This is a genomic window from Parasphingomonas puruogangriensis, assembly GCF_036663635.1.
In the GTDB taxonomy this organism is placed as follows: domain Bacteria; phylum Pseudomonadota; class Alphaproteobacteria; order Sphingomonadales; family Sphingomonadaceae; genus Sphingomonas.
Genome location: NZ_JAXOJI010000001.1, coordinates 148002 through 164393, shown reverse-complemented (window position 1 = coordinate 164393; position 16392 = coordinate 148002). Strand labels below are relative to the sequence as shown.

The following is a 16392-nucleotide window of genomic DNA, read 5'->3' as shown; positions in this document are numbered from 1 at the left end:
TTTGTTACGTCGCCGGTCCGGTCAATCCATGTTGCGTTGCAACCGGCGTTGCGTAGTCGGTGCGATGAGGATCGTCGCAGTGCGGATCCGCACCGCGTTCGCTGCGACGTCGACCGTATCATAGCCCGCCCTCGTCTCGGCAACGACGAACAAGGCCTGTTGGCGAAAGCGCGCCAACAAGCAGGGTGCCAATTATAAAAGCACGTCGCATTGCAGCGCTGCTTCGCCCCGGGCGATATCGTGATTGCTGCCAAGACCCGCAGGAAGGCGGCTACCGTAAAGAGTAGCTCCGTCATACTATTACCGCCGCCGCAACTTGCCCTATTTCTGCAACGTTTTGGCGACATAACGGAGTTCGTACTCGCCAGTGACGGCAATAGCCTGTTGCGTCACCGATCGCGGCGACGGATATTTCAGCCCGGCGGGGGATATGCATCCGGCCACCAGGGGAGGAAGCAATGGCAACGAGCTTTTTCGACGACAGCGCAGCGGTCAGCTGGTTCGACAACCACGGCGCACTGCACATGCGGGTGTATCTCAGCGACGGCAACACGATTACCGAGCGCTGCAATGACGGCCAAGGCTGGGTCGCGGGCACCAGCTTCCCCGGCGCCAACGTGTCGGTCACGTCCTGGCTCACCTCGGGCGACATCCACCTTCGCGTCTATGCCAGCTTGGAAGGCACGGTCACCGAATGGTGCTTCGACGCCCCCGCCAGCGGCTGGGTCACGGGCACCTTCACCGCACAGTGACAGGCGGCGCCGGCTCAGTCCAGGTTCGGCCTGAGCCAGCGCTTGGCCGTATCGAGATCGACGCCGCGACGCGTGGCATATTCCTCGACCTGGTCGGGCCCGATCCGCGCCACGCCGAAATATTCCGCCTGCGGATGCCCGAAATAAAAGCCGCTAACCGCCGCGGTCGGCAGCATGGCGAAACTCTCGGTCAGCGTCGCGCCGGTCGCCTTATGCGCGTCGAGCATCTCGAACAGCTGGATCTTCAGGCTATGCTCGGGGCAGGCGGGATAGCCTGGCGCCGGGCGGATGCCGCGATATTGCTCGCGAATCAGCGCCTCGTTGGTCAATTGCTCGTCCGGCGCATAGCCCCACAGATCCATCCGCACATGCTGGTGCAGCCGCTCGGCGAAGGCCTCGGCCAGCCGATCGGCCAGCGCCTTAAGGAGGATGTCGCTGTAATCGTCGATCGCCGCCTTGAACTTTGCCAGATGCGGCTCGATGCCGTGGATCGAGACGGCAAAGCCACCGATCCAGTCGCCCTTGGGATCGATGAAATCGGCCAGGCACATGTTCGCCCGCCCCTCGCGCTTGGCGATCTGCTGGCGCAGGAACGGCAGCCGCACGATATCGGCGCCGTCGACCAAGTCGAGCATGTCGAAGCCGCGCAGTTCGTCGGCGTTGAAATCGCCCTTGAGGTCGATGACGACATCGTCCTCCCAGCGCGCGCACGACCACAGGCCGGCAACACCGCGCGCCGTCAGCCACTTTTCGTCGATGATCTTGTCGAGCATCGCCTGCGCATCGGCGAACAGCGAGGTCGCGCTCTCGCCCACCACCGTGTCGGTCAGGATCGCGGGATAATTGCCCGCCAGTTCCCAGGCGCGGAAGAACGGCGTCCAGTCGATCAGCTCGCGCAGATCCTTCAGGTCCCAGTCGCGGAACACGTGCACGCCGGGCTTGGCCGGCGCGCCCGGTTTCAGCGCCATGTCGGCGGCAAACGGATTGGCGCGCGCCTTGGCCAAGGGCAGCAGATCGTTCTGCCCCTTATTGGCCCGCGCCACGCGCACCGCTTCATATTCGTCCGAGGTCTTCTGCACGAAGTCGTCGCGGATCGTATCGCTGACCAGCGTCGACGCCACGCCCACGGCGCGGCTCGCGTCCAGCACGTGGACCACCGGGCCATCATAGGCCGGCGCAATGCGCAGCGCGGTGTGCACCTTGGAGGTCGTCGCGCCGCCGATCAGCAGCGGCATGGTCATCCCTGCGCGCTTCATCTCCTCGGCCACCGTGACCATCTCGTCCAGTGACGGCGTAATCAGCCCGGACAGCCCGATCATGTCGGCATCGTTCTCGTTCGCTGCCTTCAGGATGTCGCTCCAAGGCACCATCACGCCCATATCGACCACGTCGAAGCCGTTGCACTGCAGGACGACGCCGACGATGTTCTTGCCGATATCGTGCACGTCGCCCTTCACGGTCGCCATGATGATCTTGCCCTTGCCGCGCGCGCCGGGCTCCTTGGCCGCCTCGATGAACGGCAATAGATGCGCCACTGCCTTCTTCATCACGCGTGCCGACTTCACCACCTGCGGCAGGAACATCTTGCCCGATCCGAACAGGTCGCCGACCACGTTCATGCCGTCCATCAACGGCCCCTCGATCACCTCGATCGGGCGGGCAAATTGCTGGCGGCATTCCTCGGTATCCTCGACGACATGCGCGTCGATGCCCTTGACCAGGGCATATTCGAGCCGCTTGGTGACGGGCAGCGAGCGCCACTCGGCCGCCGCCTTCTCCGCCACCGCATCGGTGCCGCGAAACTTCTCGGCGATCGCGATCAGCCGTTCGGTCGGCGTCTCATCTGCCTTTCGCGCCGGGCGGTTGAGGATCACGTCCTCGCACGCCTCGCGCAGTTCGGGGTCGATATCGTCATAGATATCGAGCTGACCGGCATTGACGATCGCCATGTCCAGCCCGGCCGGGATCGCATGATACAGGAACACCGAATGCATCGCGCGGCGCACCGGCTCGTTGCCGCGGAACGAGAAGCTGAGATTGGAGAGGCCGCCCGAGAAATGCACGTGCGGGCAGCGTTCGCGGATCACCTTCACCGCCTCGATGAAATCGACGCCGTAATTGTTGTGCTCCTCGATGCCCGTCGCCACGGCGAACACGTTGGCGTCGAAGATGATGTCCTCGGGCGGGAAACCGATGCCCATAAGCACGTGATAGGCGCGCTCGCAAATCTCGATTTTTCGCGCCTGCGTGTCCGCCTGACCGGCCTCGTCGAACGCCATGACGACGACTGCGGCGCCGTACTGCATGCACTTGCGTGCTTCGGTAAGGAACTTCTCCTCGCCCTCCTTCATGCTGATCGAATTGACGATCGGCTTGCCGGAGACGCACTTCAGCCCCGCCTCGATCACCGACCATTTCGAGCTGTCGACCATGAACGGGATGCGCGCGATATCCGGTTCCGCCGCGATCAGCTTGAGGAACGTGGTCATGGCGAATTCGGCGTCGAGCAGCCCCTCGTCCATATTGACGTCGAGCACCTGCGCCCCGCTCTCGACCTGCTGCCGCGCGACTTCCACCGCGGCGGGATAATCCCCCGCCATGATCAGCTTCTTGAAGCGCGCGGAACCGGTGACGTTGGTGCGCTCGCCGATATTGACGAAATTGGTCGCGGAAATGGTGGTAGAGGAGGTCATCGTAATCTTTTCTTCCCCCCTCCCGCTTGCGGGAGGGGTCGGGGGTGGGCGCCCGACCAAAGCGGGCGGTAACATCTGGGGAAAGCGCTAGCCCACCCGTACCCCTCCCGCAGGCGGGAGGGGGAAGAAGGTTACGCCGCCATCGTCATCGGCTCCAGTCCGGCCAGCCGCGTCTTCACCGGCGGCACGGGAAGCGCCCGCGCGGGCAGCCCCTGCACTGCCTTGGCCATCGCCGCGATATGCGCCGGGGTCGATCCGCAGCAACCGCCCAGCACATTGACCTGCGCGTTCGCCGCCCATTCGCGCACCAGCCCCGCGGTGGTGGAGGGCTGCTCGTCATATTCGCCGAGTTCGTTGGGCAGCCCGGCATTGGGATAGACCATGATCAGCGTGTCGCAGATGTCGGACAGGGTGCGCACATGCGGCCGCAACTGCTCCGCGCCAAACGAGCAATTGAGCCCGATCGTCACCGGCCGCGCGTGCCGCACCGCATGCCAGAACGCCTCCACGGTATGCCCGGAGAGATTGCGCCCGCTGAGATCCGTCAGCGTCATCGACAGCATGATCGGCACCTCGCGCCCCAGCGCGTCGGCGGCTTCCAGCGCGGCCATGATCCCAGCCTTGGCATTCAGCGTATCGAACACCGTCTCGATCAGGATGAAATCCACCCCGCCTTCGATCAGCGCATCGATCTGCTCGCGGTACACGTCCTTCAGATAATCGAAGGTGATCTCGCGAAACCCCGGATCGTTGACGTCCGGGCTGAGCGACAGCGTCTTGTTGGTCGGCCCGATTGCCCCCGCGACGAAACGCGGACGGCCATCCTTGGCGGCATAGTCATCGGCCAGCCGCCGCGCGATCTGCGCCGAGGCCAGGTTGATCTCGCGCACCAAATGCTCGGCGGCATAATCCGCCTGCGAAATCAGGTTCGCGCTGAACGTGTTGGTCGAGACGATATCGGAGCCCGCATCGAGATATTCGCGCGTGATCGTCTCCGGCACCTCGGGCTTGGTCAGCGCGAGGATGTCGTTATTGCCCTTCTGGTCCTTGGCCAGCCCCAGATCGCCGGCATAATCGGCTTCGGAGAGCTTCCAGTTCTGGATCTCGGTGCCGAACGCGCCATCGGTGATCAGCACCCGCTTGGCGGCCTCGGCCAGGAATGTTTCGCGAATACCCATGTCTTCTTCCTTCTAACTCCCCTCCCGCTTGCGGGAGGGGTTGGGGGAGGGCCTGTCTTACAATCGGCTACCGCGTGGGAGGACAGGCCCTCCCCTAGCCCCTCCCGCAAGCGGGAGGGGGACAAGAAGATCAGGCCGCCTCAGCCTTCGCCCCGGCCACACCACGAACTCCCAGCAAATGGCAGATCGCATAGGTCAGCTCGGCGCGATTGAGCGTATAGAAGTGAAACTGCTTCACCCCGCCAGCATACAGCTTCCGGCACAGCTCGGCGGCCAGCGTCGCCGCGATCAGCTGCCGTGCGCCGGCATGATCCTCCAGCCCCTCGAACAGCCGTCCCATCCATGCCGGCACCTCGGTATTGCACATCGCGGCCATGCGCTGGACGCTGGCGAAGTTGGTCACCGGCATGATCCCCGGCACCACTTCGGCATCGATCCCGGCCTTGGCCATGGCATCGCGAAAGCGGAAGAACGTCTCCGGCTGGAAGAAGAATTGCGTGATCGCCCGCGTCGCGCCGTTATCGAACTTGCGCTTGAGATTATCCAGATCGACCTGCGCATCGCCCGAATCCGGATGGCATTCGGGATAGGCCGCGACCGAAATCTCGAACGGGTGCAGCTTGCTCAGCCCAGCCACCAACGCCGCGGCATTCTCATAGCCGCCGGGATGCTGCGCATAAGGTTGCCCGCTGGTCGGGCTGTCGCCGCGCAGCGCGACGATGTGCCGCACTCCCGCGGCCCAATAATCGCGCGCGACCTGATCGATCTCCTCCTTGGTCGCTTCGACGCAGGTCAGATGCGCCGCCGCCGACAACGACGTCTCGCGCTGAATACGCGCCACCGTGGCGTGAGTCCGCTCGCGCGTCGATCCGCCCGCGCCATAGGTCACCGACACGAAGCGCGGCCCCAATGGCTCAAGCGTCTTGATCGAGGCCCATAACGTCTCTTCCATCTTCTCCGTCTTGGGCGGAAAGAATTCGAACGACATTTCCGCATCGCCCGCGAGATCGGCGAACAACGGTGCGTCCAGCGCGCGGCGCGCCTCTTCGAGCTGATTAACTGAAATGCTCATGCCGCCTTAACCTCATGCAATTGCTCGGCGCCCCCCTTGACCCCGGTAGGGGCAGGTTTGCGTGCGAGCCATAATTTCACCGTCAGTTCGCCACCCTCGAGCGTCTCCGTCCGCGCCGGCATCAGCCCGGCGGCAGCGAACCAGGCGGCGATCTGTTCGTCGGAAAAGCCCAGCCGCGTATGCGCGTCGCGCGAGCGCAGCTCTTCGCGGTCATGCGGTGCAAAATCGGCGATCAGCAACCGCCCACCCGGGCTCAACACCCGCGCCGCCTCAACGATCGCCGCGCCGGGCTGCTGCGCGAAATGCAGCACGTGGTGGATGATCGCGGCATCCGCCTCGCCATCGCCCAGCGGCAGCGCGTACAGATCGGCCTGGCGCAGTTCCGCCTCCACCCCACGCTCGGACAATTTCGCCCGCGCCAGCCGCAGCATTTCCGACGAGCGGTCGATCCCCAGAGCCTGTTTTGCGCGTCCGCCAAACAATTCCAGCATCCGCCCGGTGCCCGTGCCGATATCGATCAACTGCCCGATCGGCGCGTCTCCCAACACGTTGGCGATCGCTGCCTCGACCTGCTCTTCCGCCACATGCAGCGAGCGAATGGCATCCCACTGCCCGGCATTGGCCTCGAACCAGCCCGCCGCCGAAGACGCCCGGTCCGCCCGCACCGCCGCCAGCCGCGCCGCATCCGCCACCGCCCAGTGATCCGGCTCGATCGCATGCCAGGCATCCAGCGCGGCGACGACCGGCGCAACCTTGGCGGCCCCACCGACACCGACGAACACCCAGCTGCCCTCCTTGCGCCGCTCGGCCAGCCCCGCGTCGCACAGGATCTTGACGTGGCGCGACACGCGCGGCTGGCTTTGTCCCAACACCTGCGCGAGCTCGCCAACGGACAGTTCCATCGAGCGCAGCAACGCTAGGATGCGCAACCGTGTCGCGTCCGCCAGCGCGCGAAAAATATCGAGGGCAATTGTCATCGTGCGGAGACATATAAAGATATCTTTATATGAGGTCAACGCGCAAGCGATTGCGGACCCGTTTTCGCCGCGCTAGCGTTGGCGGCCAACGATCCAGTCTGTTTCAGGAGAAAAGACCCATGAAGAAGCTCCTCTCTATCGCCAGCGTCGCGCTGCTCGCCGCCTGCACGCCCGCCGCGCAGAACGAAACCGCCGAAGCGGCCGATCAGGTCTCGGCCGATGCCAATGCCACGTTCGGCGAAGCGATCAACGATACCGACGCCGCGGCCGATCGCGCCTTCGGTTCGGCCGAAGCGACGATCGACAACAGCGCCGCCACGCTCGGCAATGCGGCCGACGATGCCGCCGACCAGACCGGCGCCGCGCTGAAGGATGCCGGCAACGCGATCGAAGACTAAGCGGCACGCCGGAGGGGAATGCGTATGACGATCAAGCCCATGGCCGCGCTCGCCGCCATTCTCCTCCTTGCCGCCTGCGGCGCGGACGATAACGCCCCCGGCGCGGTCAGCCAGAGCGAACAGCAGCAATTGGACGACGCCGCCGCGATGCTCGACGCCAACAGTGTCGATGCCAATGCCGTCTCGATCGACGGCGAAAACGAGAGCCAACCGCAATGACCAATCTCCGCCGCCTGGGCGCCACCGATCTCCACGTCGCGCCGCTCGTGCTGGGCGGCAACGTGTTCGGCTGGACCGCCGATCGCGAGGCCAGCTTCGCCGTGCTCGACGCGTTCGTCGCCGGTGCCAACGGTCTTGGGGGCACGATGATCGACACGGCGGATGTCTATTCCGCCTGGGTGCCCGGCCACCAAGGTGGCGAATCCGAAAGCATGATCGGCGAGTGGCTCAAGGCCAGCGGCAAACGCGCCGACGTGCTGATCGCCACCAAGGTCGGCATGCTGCCTGGTGACGGCGGCGAAAAGCTCGCCCCCACGCGCATCGCCGCGGCATGCGACGCCTCGCTCAGGCGGCTCGGGGTCGACACGATCGATCTCTATTTCGCGCACCAGGACGATGATGCCGTCGCCCAGGAAGACGCGCTGGCCGCGTTCGGCAAGCTGATCGACGCGGGCAAGATCCGCGCGCTCGGCGCGTCCAATTTCCACGCCACGCGGCTAAAATCCGCCAACGATGCAGCCAAGGCGCACGGTCTGCCGCATTATCACGTGCTCCAGCCGGAATATAATCTCGTCAGCCGCCACAAGTTCGAAGGCGAGCTGCAGAATTACTGCGTCACCAACAATATCGGCGTGGTGCCCTATTACGGCCTCGCCTCGGGCTTCCTCACCGGCAAATACCGCTCGGCTGACGATCTCGGCAAGAGCGTGCGCGGTGGGCGGATGAACGAGTTGCTGGAGGGCAAGGGCAAGGACGTCCTGGCGGCGATGGACGCCGTCGCGGCGGAGACCGGCGCCAGCCTGGCGCAGATCGCATTGGCCTGGCTCGCTGCGCAGCCCGGCGTAACCGCCCCGATCGCCAGCGCGACGAGCGTTGCGCAGGTCGAGGATTTGCTGGGCGCGATCACGCTGGAATTGACGGCCGATCAGGTTGAGCGGCTGAGTATGGCAGGCGCCTAACTCTCCCCGTGATGATACACCCGACGTCATCCCGGCCTTGAGCCGGGACCCAGCTTCTTCTTCTACCGCGCATAAGAAGCTGGACCCCGGGTCAAGCCCGGGGTGACGATAGGTTGGTATTACTTCCCCAACCGCCGTGCATAAAAATCCAAAATTGTCGTCCACAGATGCTCGCCCACCTGCGGCCCGGACACGCGGTGCGTGAAGCCCGGATAGAACATCATCTCGAACGGTACGGACGCCGCCTGCAGCCGCGCCGCGAGCGCCGTCGAATTCTCGAAGAACACATTGTCGTCCGACATGCCGTGGATCAGCAGTAGCGGATCGCTGATCTTCGGCGCGTCGGTCAGCGCGCTCGACGCGGCATAGGCAGAAGCGTCCTTCACCGGATCGCCCATGTAGCGCTCGGTATAATGCGTGTCGTACAATTCCCACTTGGTCACCGGCGCGCCCGCCACGCCGGCGGCGAACATACCTGGCGCTGCCTCTAGCATCTTGAGCGTCATATAGCCGCCATAGGACCAGCCATAGGTGACGATCTTGGCCGGATCGACGAACGGCTGCTGCTTGAGCCATGTCGCGCCGAGCAACTGGTCCGCCACCTCTACCGTGCCCGCCGCGCGGTACAATTGGCTCTCGAACGCCATGCCGCGATTGGCCGAGCCACGATTGTCGATCATGAACACGATATAGCCCTGCGCCACGAGATATTGGTGCAGCGCCCCGCCCCAATTGCGGCTCACCGTCTGTGAGTGGGGCCCGCCATAATGTTCGAAGAACACAGGGTATTTCTTGCCCGGCTCGAGCACCGGCGTAATCATTTCCCAATACAGCGTGCTGCCATCGGCCGCCTCCAGCGTGCCGAACTTGGTCGCCTGATGCTGCGTGACATAGGGGTAATAGGGATGGCCCGGCTTGAGCGCATTTTCGTTGACCCATGACAGCCGCTTGCCGCTCGCATCCGCCAGATACACTTGCGTCGGCTGATCGGGATTGGAGCGCGAGACGATGATCCGCGACGCGGCCCCGTCCATCGTCGCCCCGTTCCACCAGCCCGGCTCGGTCAGTCGCGTGACCACGTTAGGCTGCGCGATGTCCACGCTGTAGAGATGCTTCTCGAGCACCCCATCCTTGTTGCCGGTGAAGAAGATCCGACCCTTGGCCTGATCGACGCCGACCAGGTCGTTGACCACCCAGGCGCCCTTGGTCAGCTGCGTCCACTTGGCGCTCTTGAGGCGATACAGATGTGAAAAGCCGTCGCGCTCCGAATTCCAGAGCAGGCTGCCATCGTCGAGCAGGCGATAAGCATCGCTGAGATTGACCCAGCTGTTCGGCTTGGCCTTCTCGCTGAACAGCACGCTCGATCGGCCCGTCGCCGGATCGACCTTGAGCATATCGAGCAATGTCTGTGCGCGGTTTTGGCGCTGCACCAGCAGGGCGCTGCCGTCCGGCGTCCAATCGACCCGTGCGAGATAGATGTCGGTCTCGCGACCGAGATCTACCTTCACCCGGCCCGTGCCGTCGGGCTTCATCACATACAGTTCGACAGCCACGTTGGCCTTGCCCGCTGCGGGATAGCGTTGATCGAACGTCTTGGTCCCGTTGGCGCCGATCGCCGCGCGCGTGATCACGCCGACCGGCGCCTCGTCGAACCGCTCGACGGCGACCAGCGCGTCGTTCGGGGACCACCAATAGCCGGTGCGCCGGTTCATTTCCTCTTGCGCAACGAACTCGGCCTCGCCCCAATGCACGCTATCCTTGCCGTCACTGGTCAGCGACCGCGCCGCTCCACCCATCGGCTGCACGACAAGGTTCTGATCGCGCACATAGGAGACGAACCCGCCGCCGGGGCTGATCTTGGGATTGAGCGCGCCGCCGACATTCTCGGTCAGCCGTGTCACCTTGCCGTCGAGGCTCGCGAGATACAGATCGCCATCGATCGGCACCAGGATGGTCTTGCCGTCCGGCGACCATTCATAGCTGACGATCCCGGTCTTGCCGCTGATGCTGCGATCGCGCTCGCGCTGCATCTTTTCGGCTTCTGACAATTCCGCACCGCTGCCGACCTTCTTGGAATCGACCAGCATCCGCTCCTGCCCGGTGCGCGTATCGAGCGCCCACAGATCGAAGCGCTGCTTCTCGTCGGCGCGCGGGCGCAGCGACGTGAGCAAGGTACCGTCCGGCGACAGCTTGAGCGATTGCGGCTGCGGCCCGGCCAGATCGGGCGAGCCGAACACGCGCTTCAGGGTCAGCGGCTGCGCCGATGGCTCAGCGGCCAAAGCGGGGCTCCCCAACCCGGCCAGCATCACGCCCGCCAGCAACCACGGTTTCGCCATCACGCATCTCCAATTCCTGCGACATCACGCCGTCGCTATACCGGTAGGCAGGGGATTGTCGCCGCCTTTCGGGCGCTTGCGCCACGGCAGCCGGCGCCGCTCGACGATCGAGCGCCACGCCCATTCGACCGGCGCGATGTCGAAATGCCGCAGCCACAGATTGGCCAGCCACAGCAGGCCGATATCGATCGCCAGCGCGGTCAGCATCAGCACCGCCCAGCCACTCTTGCCGTATAGGCCCAGCGCGAACGGCGGATAGAGGATCCACAGGCAGATGATCGTCTGCAACACATATAATGTCAGCGCGGTACGCCCGGCGGCGGCGAATGGGCGCAGCAACGCCGCGCCGCCAACGCTCGCCACGATCAGGTTGATCAGCCCCAAATGGCCCAAGGTCGTCGCCAGCCGGGTGAGTTCGGTGGTGGCGTAGATCAGGTGCGGATAGCTGTCGAACCGTGTCGTCCAATAGGCGCCGATCGCCCGGGCGGGCAGCCCGACGGCATAGCCCAGCACCGTCAGCCAGAGATAAAAGCGCCGCGAGCGCTGCCCCTGGATCACGCCCCATTTGAACAAGGCCGCGCCGATCAGCATCGTCGCGGCCGCTTCCCACACGAACAGCGGCTCGAGAAAGTCACCCGCAGCAATGCCGTCGGACCTGCCCCAGATAACCATCATGGTGGTCCAGGCGTTGCCCGCCCAGCTCGTGAAATTCCCCGTGGCGGCTGCGCGGTTGCGGTCCTCGCGCGCGATACGACGCTGCTCGTTGCGCTTCAGCTTGGCCTGCTCGGCGATCGCCGCAGTGTATCGCGCGATGGTCCGGGTCTCGACCGGCGTCAGCGCCTGCCCCGCCGCCCGCTGCGCTTCCAGCCGCGGCACCTCGATCCGCGCCCGCTGCGCGCCGTCCAACGCCATACCGAGTCCGAACAGCTGCGACAGCGCCATCAACACACCGATGCCGAGCAATGCCGGCGCCGCCAGCCGGCGGAACAGGAACGCGATCAGCGCCGCCAGACCGTACGTATGCAGGATGTCACCGGGCCACAGCAGGATGAAGATATGCACCAGCCCGAACAGGAACAGCACGATGTTGCGCCGATAATAGCCGCGCCACACCGCCCGATCGCCGAGCGCCGCCGCGGCGCGATCGGTGAGGATCACCATGCCGACGCCGAACAGCATTTCCAGCAGGCATCGCGCCGTGCCGCTGACGAAGATCTCGCGCACCCACCAGGCGATCTGGTCCGCCATGGTCCAGCCGAAATGCCGGATATCGCCGGACGACGCCCAATAGGAGCCGCCCATGTCGTTGATGTTCATGAACAGGATGCCGAGAATGGCGATCCCGCGCAGGATGTCGAGGATGGCGATGCGCGGCGCGCCATCGGGTTCGGCGGGGGTGATTGCCATGCTCATCGGCTCACGACGCGGCAGCGCGCCGCCAGCACGTCGCCACATGGTCGTCGACCACGCCGCATGCTTCCAGCCAGGCATGGACGATCACCGGCCCGACGAACTTGAACCCACGCTTCTTCAGCGCCTTCGACATATCCTCCGACAGCGGCGACTTGACCGGCACGTGCACACCGTCCCCCATGATCGGCGCGCCGCCCGCCATCCCCCACACGAACGCAGAAAAATCCTCGCCCGCATCCCGCATCGCCAGATAGGCCCGCGCATTGCCGATCGTCGCGACGATCTTCGCGCGCGAGCGGATGATGCGTTCGTCCCCCACCAGCCGCTCGATATCCGCTTCGTCGAACGCGGCGACCTTCACCGGATCGAACCCGGCAAACACCTCGCGAAAGGCATCGCGCTTCTTGAGGATGATGCTCCATGACAGCCCGGCCTGAAAGCCGTCGAGCTGCAATTTCTCCCACAGAGCGCGGGAATCATATTCCGGCACGCCCCATTCGGTGTCGTGATAGGCACGCATCATGTCCGAGCCTTCGGCCCATGGGCAGCGTGTATGGTCGGTCATGAGCACACTCTAGGGCGCCTGTCCGGTGCCGTCACGCCAAGATGCCTACTGGTTGATGCCGTTCACCCAATCATGGTTCTGGATGATCATGGATTCCACCGGCCGGCCATTCCCATCGAGTGATGGCCTGAAATGGAAGCGCTCCTCAATCAGCCGGCAGGTCAGCAGATCGAGCTGCCGGCTGCCGCTGGAGCGCGCGATCTCACAGTCGGTCGCGCGCCCGTCGACGGTTACGACATAGCGCACCGACACGCGCCCCCCGATCCCCTCATCGGCCAGCTCGTGCGGCCAATCCGAATCCTTCAGCCGGCCCTTGATCTGGCGCGGCGCAATCTCTCGACCGCCATTGCCGTCGCCATCGCCCGCGCGCCCACTGCCAGTGCCGTTACCCACCCCGCCGCTGCCGGTTCCGGGACCGGGCACGTCGGCATTGCCGGACGTCGCTTGGTTGCCGACCCCTGGCTTCTCCGCCGCCACGATTGTCGGCGGCAGCGGCGGTGGCACGATCGGCGGCGGCGCGACGATCTCGGTTGCCTTGGAGCGCACATTGGGCGGCGAGGCGGCACCCTCCGCTTTCTTGCTCACCACCCGATTTGGGACGATCTTTTCGGGCGGCGGTGGTGGCGGCGGCGGCAGCACGTTGAACGTGTCGAGCGTCTCGGTCACTGCCTGCGGAAAGCCGACCGCCAGGCCGGCGATCAGCGCATAGCCGATCAGGCCCTGCAACACGATCGCGATAACCGCGCCGCGGAGGCGATCGGCACGCGAGGATTGAACGAACGCCATGCTTACCTTCCTGCCGCCCAACGCGGGAGGCGGGGCTTAGGCTTCAGTGGATGAACCCTACCCTACCCAAACCCGCTTCCCTGACGGAGGCCGGAGCCCGGTCGGGAAACAGAAATAATCGGGCGCTGCGCGTCGTAACCACCACCTTCGCGACTGGGCCCCGGCCTTCGCCGGGGAAGCGGCAAGGGCTGAAACGGCAACCACGAAAAAGGGCGCGGAGACCATCGCCTCCACGCCCCTTCTTTAGCGCAAAGCCCGTCCGATTACTCGGCAGTGCCCTTGGCCGGACGCGTGTCGCGGCGCTCGGCGATACGTGCCGACTTGCCGGTGCGGCCACGCAGGTAATACAGCTTGGCGCGGCGCACGGCGCCCTTGCGGACGACTTCGATGCTGTCGATGTTCGGCGAATACAGTGGGAACACACGCTCCACGCCTTCACCGAACGAAATCTTGCGCACGGTGAAGTTGCTGCCCATACCCTTGTTCGAGCGCGCGATGCACACGCCCTCGTAATTCTGCACGCGGGTGCGCTCGCCTTCGACCACCTTCACGCCGACCTTCAGCGTGTCGCCGGGGCGGAATTCAGGAATTTTCTTCGTCTCGAGAAACTTGGCGATGTTCTCGGCTTCGATCGTCTGGATGAGATTCATCTCATTCGTCCTTCTTCTGTCGCGCACCAGAGGGCGACTGGACCCGAGCGCCGATATGGCGCTCCCAAAGATCCGGCCGCCTTAGCCGTGTGTCGGTCTCGGCCATCTGCTTGCGCCAGGCCGCGATCCTCGCATGATCCCCCGATCGCAACACTTCGGGGATCGTGCGCCCTTCCCATTCTACTGGTCGGGTGTACTGCGGGTATTCGAGCAGGCCTCCTTCGAAGCTCTCGTCAACGCCGCTAGAAGCCGCGCCCATTACGCCGGGCAGCAGCCGAATGCAAGCGTCGAGCAGCACCAACGCGCCCATTTCGCCGCCCGACAGGATGTAATCGCCGATCGACACTTCCTCCACGTCGCGGCCTGCGAAAATACGCTCGTCGAAACCTTCGAACCGGCCGCACAGGATCGTCACCCCCGGCCCTTCCGCGAGCGCCCGCACGCGCGCCTGGGTCAGCGGCGCGCCCCGGGGCGTCATCGCCAGAACCGGGCGCCCCGCCGGCACGCTGTCGATCGCCGCCGCCAGCACGTCGGCGCGGAGCACCATCCCCGCCCCGCCCCCGGCCGGTGTCCCATCAACCGTGCTGTGCTTGTCAGTCGCGAAGTCGCGAATGTTGACCGCGTCGAGCGTCCACTTGCCCTCGCCCAGCGCGCGGCCAGCGAGCGAGGTGCCGAGCGGGCCGGGGAACATGTCGGGGTAGAGTGTCAGGACGGTCGCGGAGAAGGTCATGACGCCCAGTTCTCGACGCGGAGGCCGGGCACATCGCCGAAATCGGCTTCGTTGTTGGTGACGATCGCTGCGCCTAGGCTGAGCGCATGCGCCGCCAGCAGCCGATCGAACCGCGCACGCTTGAACGGCAGCCCCGCATAGGCGCGCGCGGCGCTGTCGTCGAAAGCCACGATTGGGATCACCCGCACAAAGGCATCCAGCACTTCCGGACTAGGGGGTTTGCCGACAAACGTGCCGACAGCGATCTCGGCAAAGCTGATTGCAGAGATCGCCACGTCGCCGGGATAGCACGCTGCCAGCCGGTCATTCAGCCTTGAGCGCAATCCTGCCATCGCGTAAATCGCCATATCGGCGTCGATGAGGAATTTCGTCACGCGTCGCGTGCCGCCAATCGTTTAGCGATCGTGCTCGGCCGCTCGTCGAAATCGCCATGCGGGATCAGCTTGGCCCCAGGGGCTTTCCCGGCGAACCCGCTAATGTCGATCGTACGCCGCGGCGCGTCGACCGCTTCGACCCGAAACGACATGGGTGCCTCCTTCACCATGCGCACTTCGGTGCCCTCCGGAATGCCCATGCCCTTGGGCAGCCGCAAGGCAACCGAATTGCCCGACTTGAAGGTGGTTCCGTGATAAGCGTCGTCGTCCATATCGCCCTCCGTATACACTGCCTGTATATACATTCCTCCCCCTCGTCAAGGAACAACCGCCCGCCCCGCGCGTAGCGCGACCATGGACGATTGCATCATCATCGGCGCCGGCCCGGCCGGTCTCACCGCGGCGATCTATCTCGCGCGCTTTCACCTTTCGATCCGGCTGTTCGATTGCGGCAGCAGCCGTGCAGCGCTGATCCCCTGCACGCACAATCACGCCGGCTATCCGGACGGCGTCGAAGGCACCGAATTGCTTCGTCTGATGCTCGAACAGGCCGAGAAATATGGCGCCACCCGCGAACAGGCCGAGGTCACCGCGATCGTGCCGGTCGAGGGCGGGTTCGACGTGCAGATCGGCGATCGCACCGCCAAGGCACGCACCGTGCTGCTCGCCACCGGCGTGGTCAACAATCGGCCCAAGATGGACGCCGCCGAGCATGATGCGGCGCTACAGCGGGGCCTGCTGCGCTATTGCCCGATCTGCGACGGTTACGAGGTCACCGACAAGCGCGTCGGGGTGATCGGCACCGGCGATCACGGCATGCGCGAAGCGATCTTCCTGCGCGGCTTCACCGCCGACGTAACCTTGATCGCGCCCGGTGCGGCGCATGATCTCGACGACGCCTGCCGCGCCAAGCTCGACGATGCCGGCATCGTCCACGTCGATGGCCCGTGCACCCCGATCCACATCGCGGGCGACAAGATCGCCGTGGAAACGCCCGGCGGCGCGCTCGAGTTCGACAGCATCTATCCTGCTTTGGGCTCGGTAATCCGCTCCAAGCTCGCCGTCGCCGCGGGCGCCAGCGCATCGGAGGATGGCTGTCTCGAGGTCGACGAACACCAGCGCACCACCATCCCCGGCCTGTTCGCCGCGGGCGACGTGGTGAAGGGGCTGGACCAGATCAGCCACGCGATGGGCGAGGCCGGAGTCGCTGCGACGACGATCCGTAATCTACTGGCCGGGCAGCGGCCAATCAGGCGGTGAAGTCTCGAACATGATCGCCGGTCCGACTTT

The 16392-nt window shown here is 65.0% G+C and carries 18 protein-coding genes; 5 read left to right on the top strand and 13 right to left on the bottom strand.

Annotated features, from left to right (window positions below; translation table 11 throughout):
* Window positions 1-21: 21 nt before the first annotated feature.
* Window positions 22-180 carry a hypothetical protein gene (locus U1739_RS00905; RefSeq protein WP_332703064.1) on the bottom strand — a complete coding sequence of 53 codons (159 nt, stop codon included), beginning with the start codon at window positions 178-180 and terminating at the stop codon, window positions 22-24.
* Window positions 181-458: 278 nt separating this feature from the next.
* Between U1739_RS00905 and U1739_RS00900 the strand changes: the two genes are divergently transcribed.
* Window positions 459-752, top strand: coding sequence for a fucose-binding lectin (locus tag U1739_RS00900; protein WP_332703062.1), 294 nt, complete (start codon window positions 459-461; stop codon window positions 750-752).
* A 14-nt stretch (window positions 753-766) separates the two neighbouring features.
* Here the strand turns inward: U1739_RS00900 and metH are convergent, their stop codons facing one another.
* The 4 genes from metH to U1739_RS00880 form a co-directional block, all read right to left on the bottom strand.
* Window positions 767-3445, bottom strand: a complete 2679-nt coding sequence (gene metH / locus U1739_RS00895) for a methionine synthase (protein WP_332703060.1) — start codon at window positions 3443-3445, stop codon at window positions 767-769.
* Between the two features lie 131 nt (window positions 3446-3576).
* Window positions 3577-4623: a homocysteine S-methyltransferase family protein gene (locus U1739_RS00890; RefSeq protein WP_332703058.1), complete on the bottom strand. Its 1047-nt coding sequence runs from the start codon at window positions 4621-4623 to the stop codon at window positions 3577-3579.
* A 130-nt stretch (window positions 4624-4753) separates the two neighbouring features.
* Window positions 4754-5695 carry a methylenetetrahydrofolate reductase gene (metF, locus tag U1739_RS00885; protein ID WP_332703056.1) on the bottom strand — a complete coding sequence of 314 codons (942 nt, stop codon included), beginning with the start codon at window positions 5693-5695 and terminating at the stop codon, window positions 4754-4756.
* On the bottom strand, window positions 5692-6672 hold the full coding sequence (locus tag U1739_RS00880; RefSeq protein WP_332703054.1) for an ArsR/SmtB family transcription factor: 981 nt from the start codon (window positions 6670-6672) through the stop codon (window positions 5692-5694). Before U1739_RS00880 ends, metF begins: the two co-directional genes overlap by 4 nt.
* 119 nt (window positions 6673-6791) lie before the next feature.
* On the opposite strand from U1739_RS00880, the gene U1739_RS00875 reads away from it, so the two are divergent.
* Genes U1739_RS00875 through U1739_RS00865 form a run of 3 tightly spaced genes read left to right on the top strand, consistent with a single transcriptional unit; the run spans window position 6792 to window position 8248 of the window.
* On the top strand, window positions 6792-7070 hold the full coding sequence (locus tag U1739_RS00875; RefSeq protein ID WP_332703052.1) for a hypothetical protein: 279 nt from the start codon (window positions 6792-6794) through the stop codon (window positions 7068-7070).
* Between the two features lie 24 nt (window positions 7071-7094).
* The gene (locus U1739_RS00870) at window positions 7095-7289 is read left to right on the top strand and encodes a hypothetical protein (RefSeq protein ID WP_332703050.1); all 195 of its coding nucleotides are present in this window, start codon (window positions 7095-7097) and stop codon (window positions 7287-7289) included.
* Complete coding sequence (locus U1739_RS00865; protein ID WP_332703048.1) at window positions 7286-8248, top strand: aldo/keto reductase; 963 nt, start codon at window positions 7286-7288, stop codon at window positions 8246-8248. The genes U1739_RS00870 and U1739_RS00865 overlap by 4 nt, the downstream gene beginning before the upstream one ends.
* A 119-nt stretch (window positions 8249-8367) precedes the next feature.
* Here U1739_RS00865 and U1739_RS00860 read toward each other — a convergent pair whose 3' ends face one another.
* The 8 genes from U1739_RS00860 to U1739_RS00825 all read right to left on the bottom strand — a co-directional run bounded on the left by U1739_RS00860 (window position 8368) and on the right by U1739_RS00825 (window position 15374).
* Window positions 8368-10584, bottom strand: coding sequence for a S9 family peptidase (locus U1739_RS00860; RefSeq protein ID WP_332703046.1), 2217 nt, complete (start codon window positions 10582-10584; stop codon window positions 8368-8370).
* Window positions 10585-10608: 24 nt separating this feature from the next.
* The gene (locus U1739_RS00855; RefSeq protein WP_332703044.1) at window positions 10609-11991 is read right to left on the bottom strand and encodes a DUF418 domain-containing protein; all 1383 of its coding nucleotides are present in this window, start codon (window positions 11989-11991) and stop codon (window positions 10609-10611) included.
* 10 nt (window positions 11992-12001) lie between these two features.
* Window positions 12002-12562: a DNA-3-methyladenine glycosylase I gene (locus U1739_RS00850; protein WP_332703042.1), complete on the bottom strand. Its 561-nt coding sequence runs from the start codon at window positions 12560-12562 to the stop codon at window positions 12002-12004.
* A 45-nt stretch (window positions 12563-12607) separates the two neighbouring features.
* Complete coding sequence (locus U1739_RS00845; RefSeq protein WP_332703040.1) at window positions 12608-13348, bottom strand: energy transducer TonB; 741 nt, start codon at window positions 13346-13348, stop codon at window positions 12608-12610.
* A gap of 263 nt (window positions 13349-13611) precedes the next feature.
* Complete coding sequence (gene rplS / locus U1739_RS00840; protein WP_332703038.1) at window positions 13612-13998, bottom strand: 50S ribosomal protein L19; 387 nt, start codon at window positions 13996-13998, stop codon at window positions 13612-13614.
* A 1-nt stretch (window position 13999) separates the two neighbouring features.
* On the bottom strand, window positions 14000-14728 hold the full coding sequence (gene trmD / locus U1739_RS00835; RefSeq protein ID WP_332703036.1) for a tRNA (guanosine(37)-N1)-methyltransferase TrmD: 729 nt from the start codon (window positions 14726-14728) through the stop codon (window positions 14000-14002).
* A complete protein-coding gene (locus U1739_RS00830) occupies window positions 14725-15102 on the bottom strand; it encodes a type II toxin-antitoxin system VapC family toxin (protein WP_332703034.1) in 378 nt (125 codons plus the stop codon). The genes trmD and U1739_RS00830 overlap by 4 nt, the downstream gene beginning before the upstream one ends.
* Window positions 15099-15374, bottom strand: coding sequence for an AbrB/MazE/SpoVT family DNA-binding domain-containing protein (locus U1739_RS00825; RefSeq protein ID WP_332703032.1), 276 nt, complete (start codon window positions 15372-15374; stop codon window positions 15099-15101). The genes U1739_RS00830 and U1739_RS00825 overlap by 4 nt, the downstream gene beginning before the upstream one ends.
* An 82-nt stretch (window positions 15375-15456) precedes the next feature.
* Here U1739_RS00825 and U1739_RS00820 point away from each other — a divergent pair, with 82 nt between their 5' ends.
* Complete coding sequence (locus U1739_RS00820) at window positions 15457-16362, top strand: NAD(P)/FAD-dependent oxidoreductase (protein ID WP_332703030.1); 906 nt, start codon at window positions 15457-15459, stop codon at window positions 16360-16362.
* The last annotated feature ends 30 nt before the right edge of the window (window positions 16363-16392 follow it).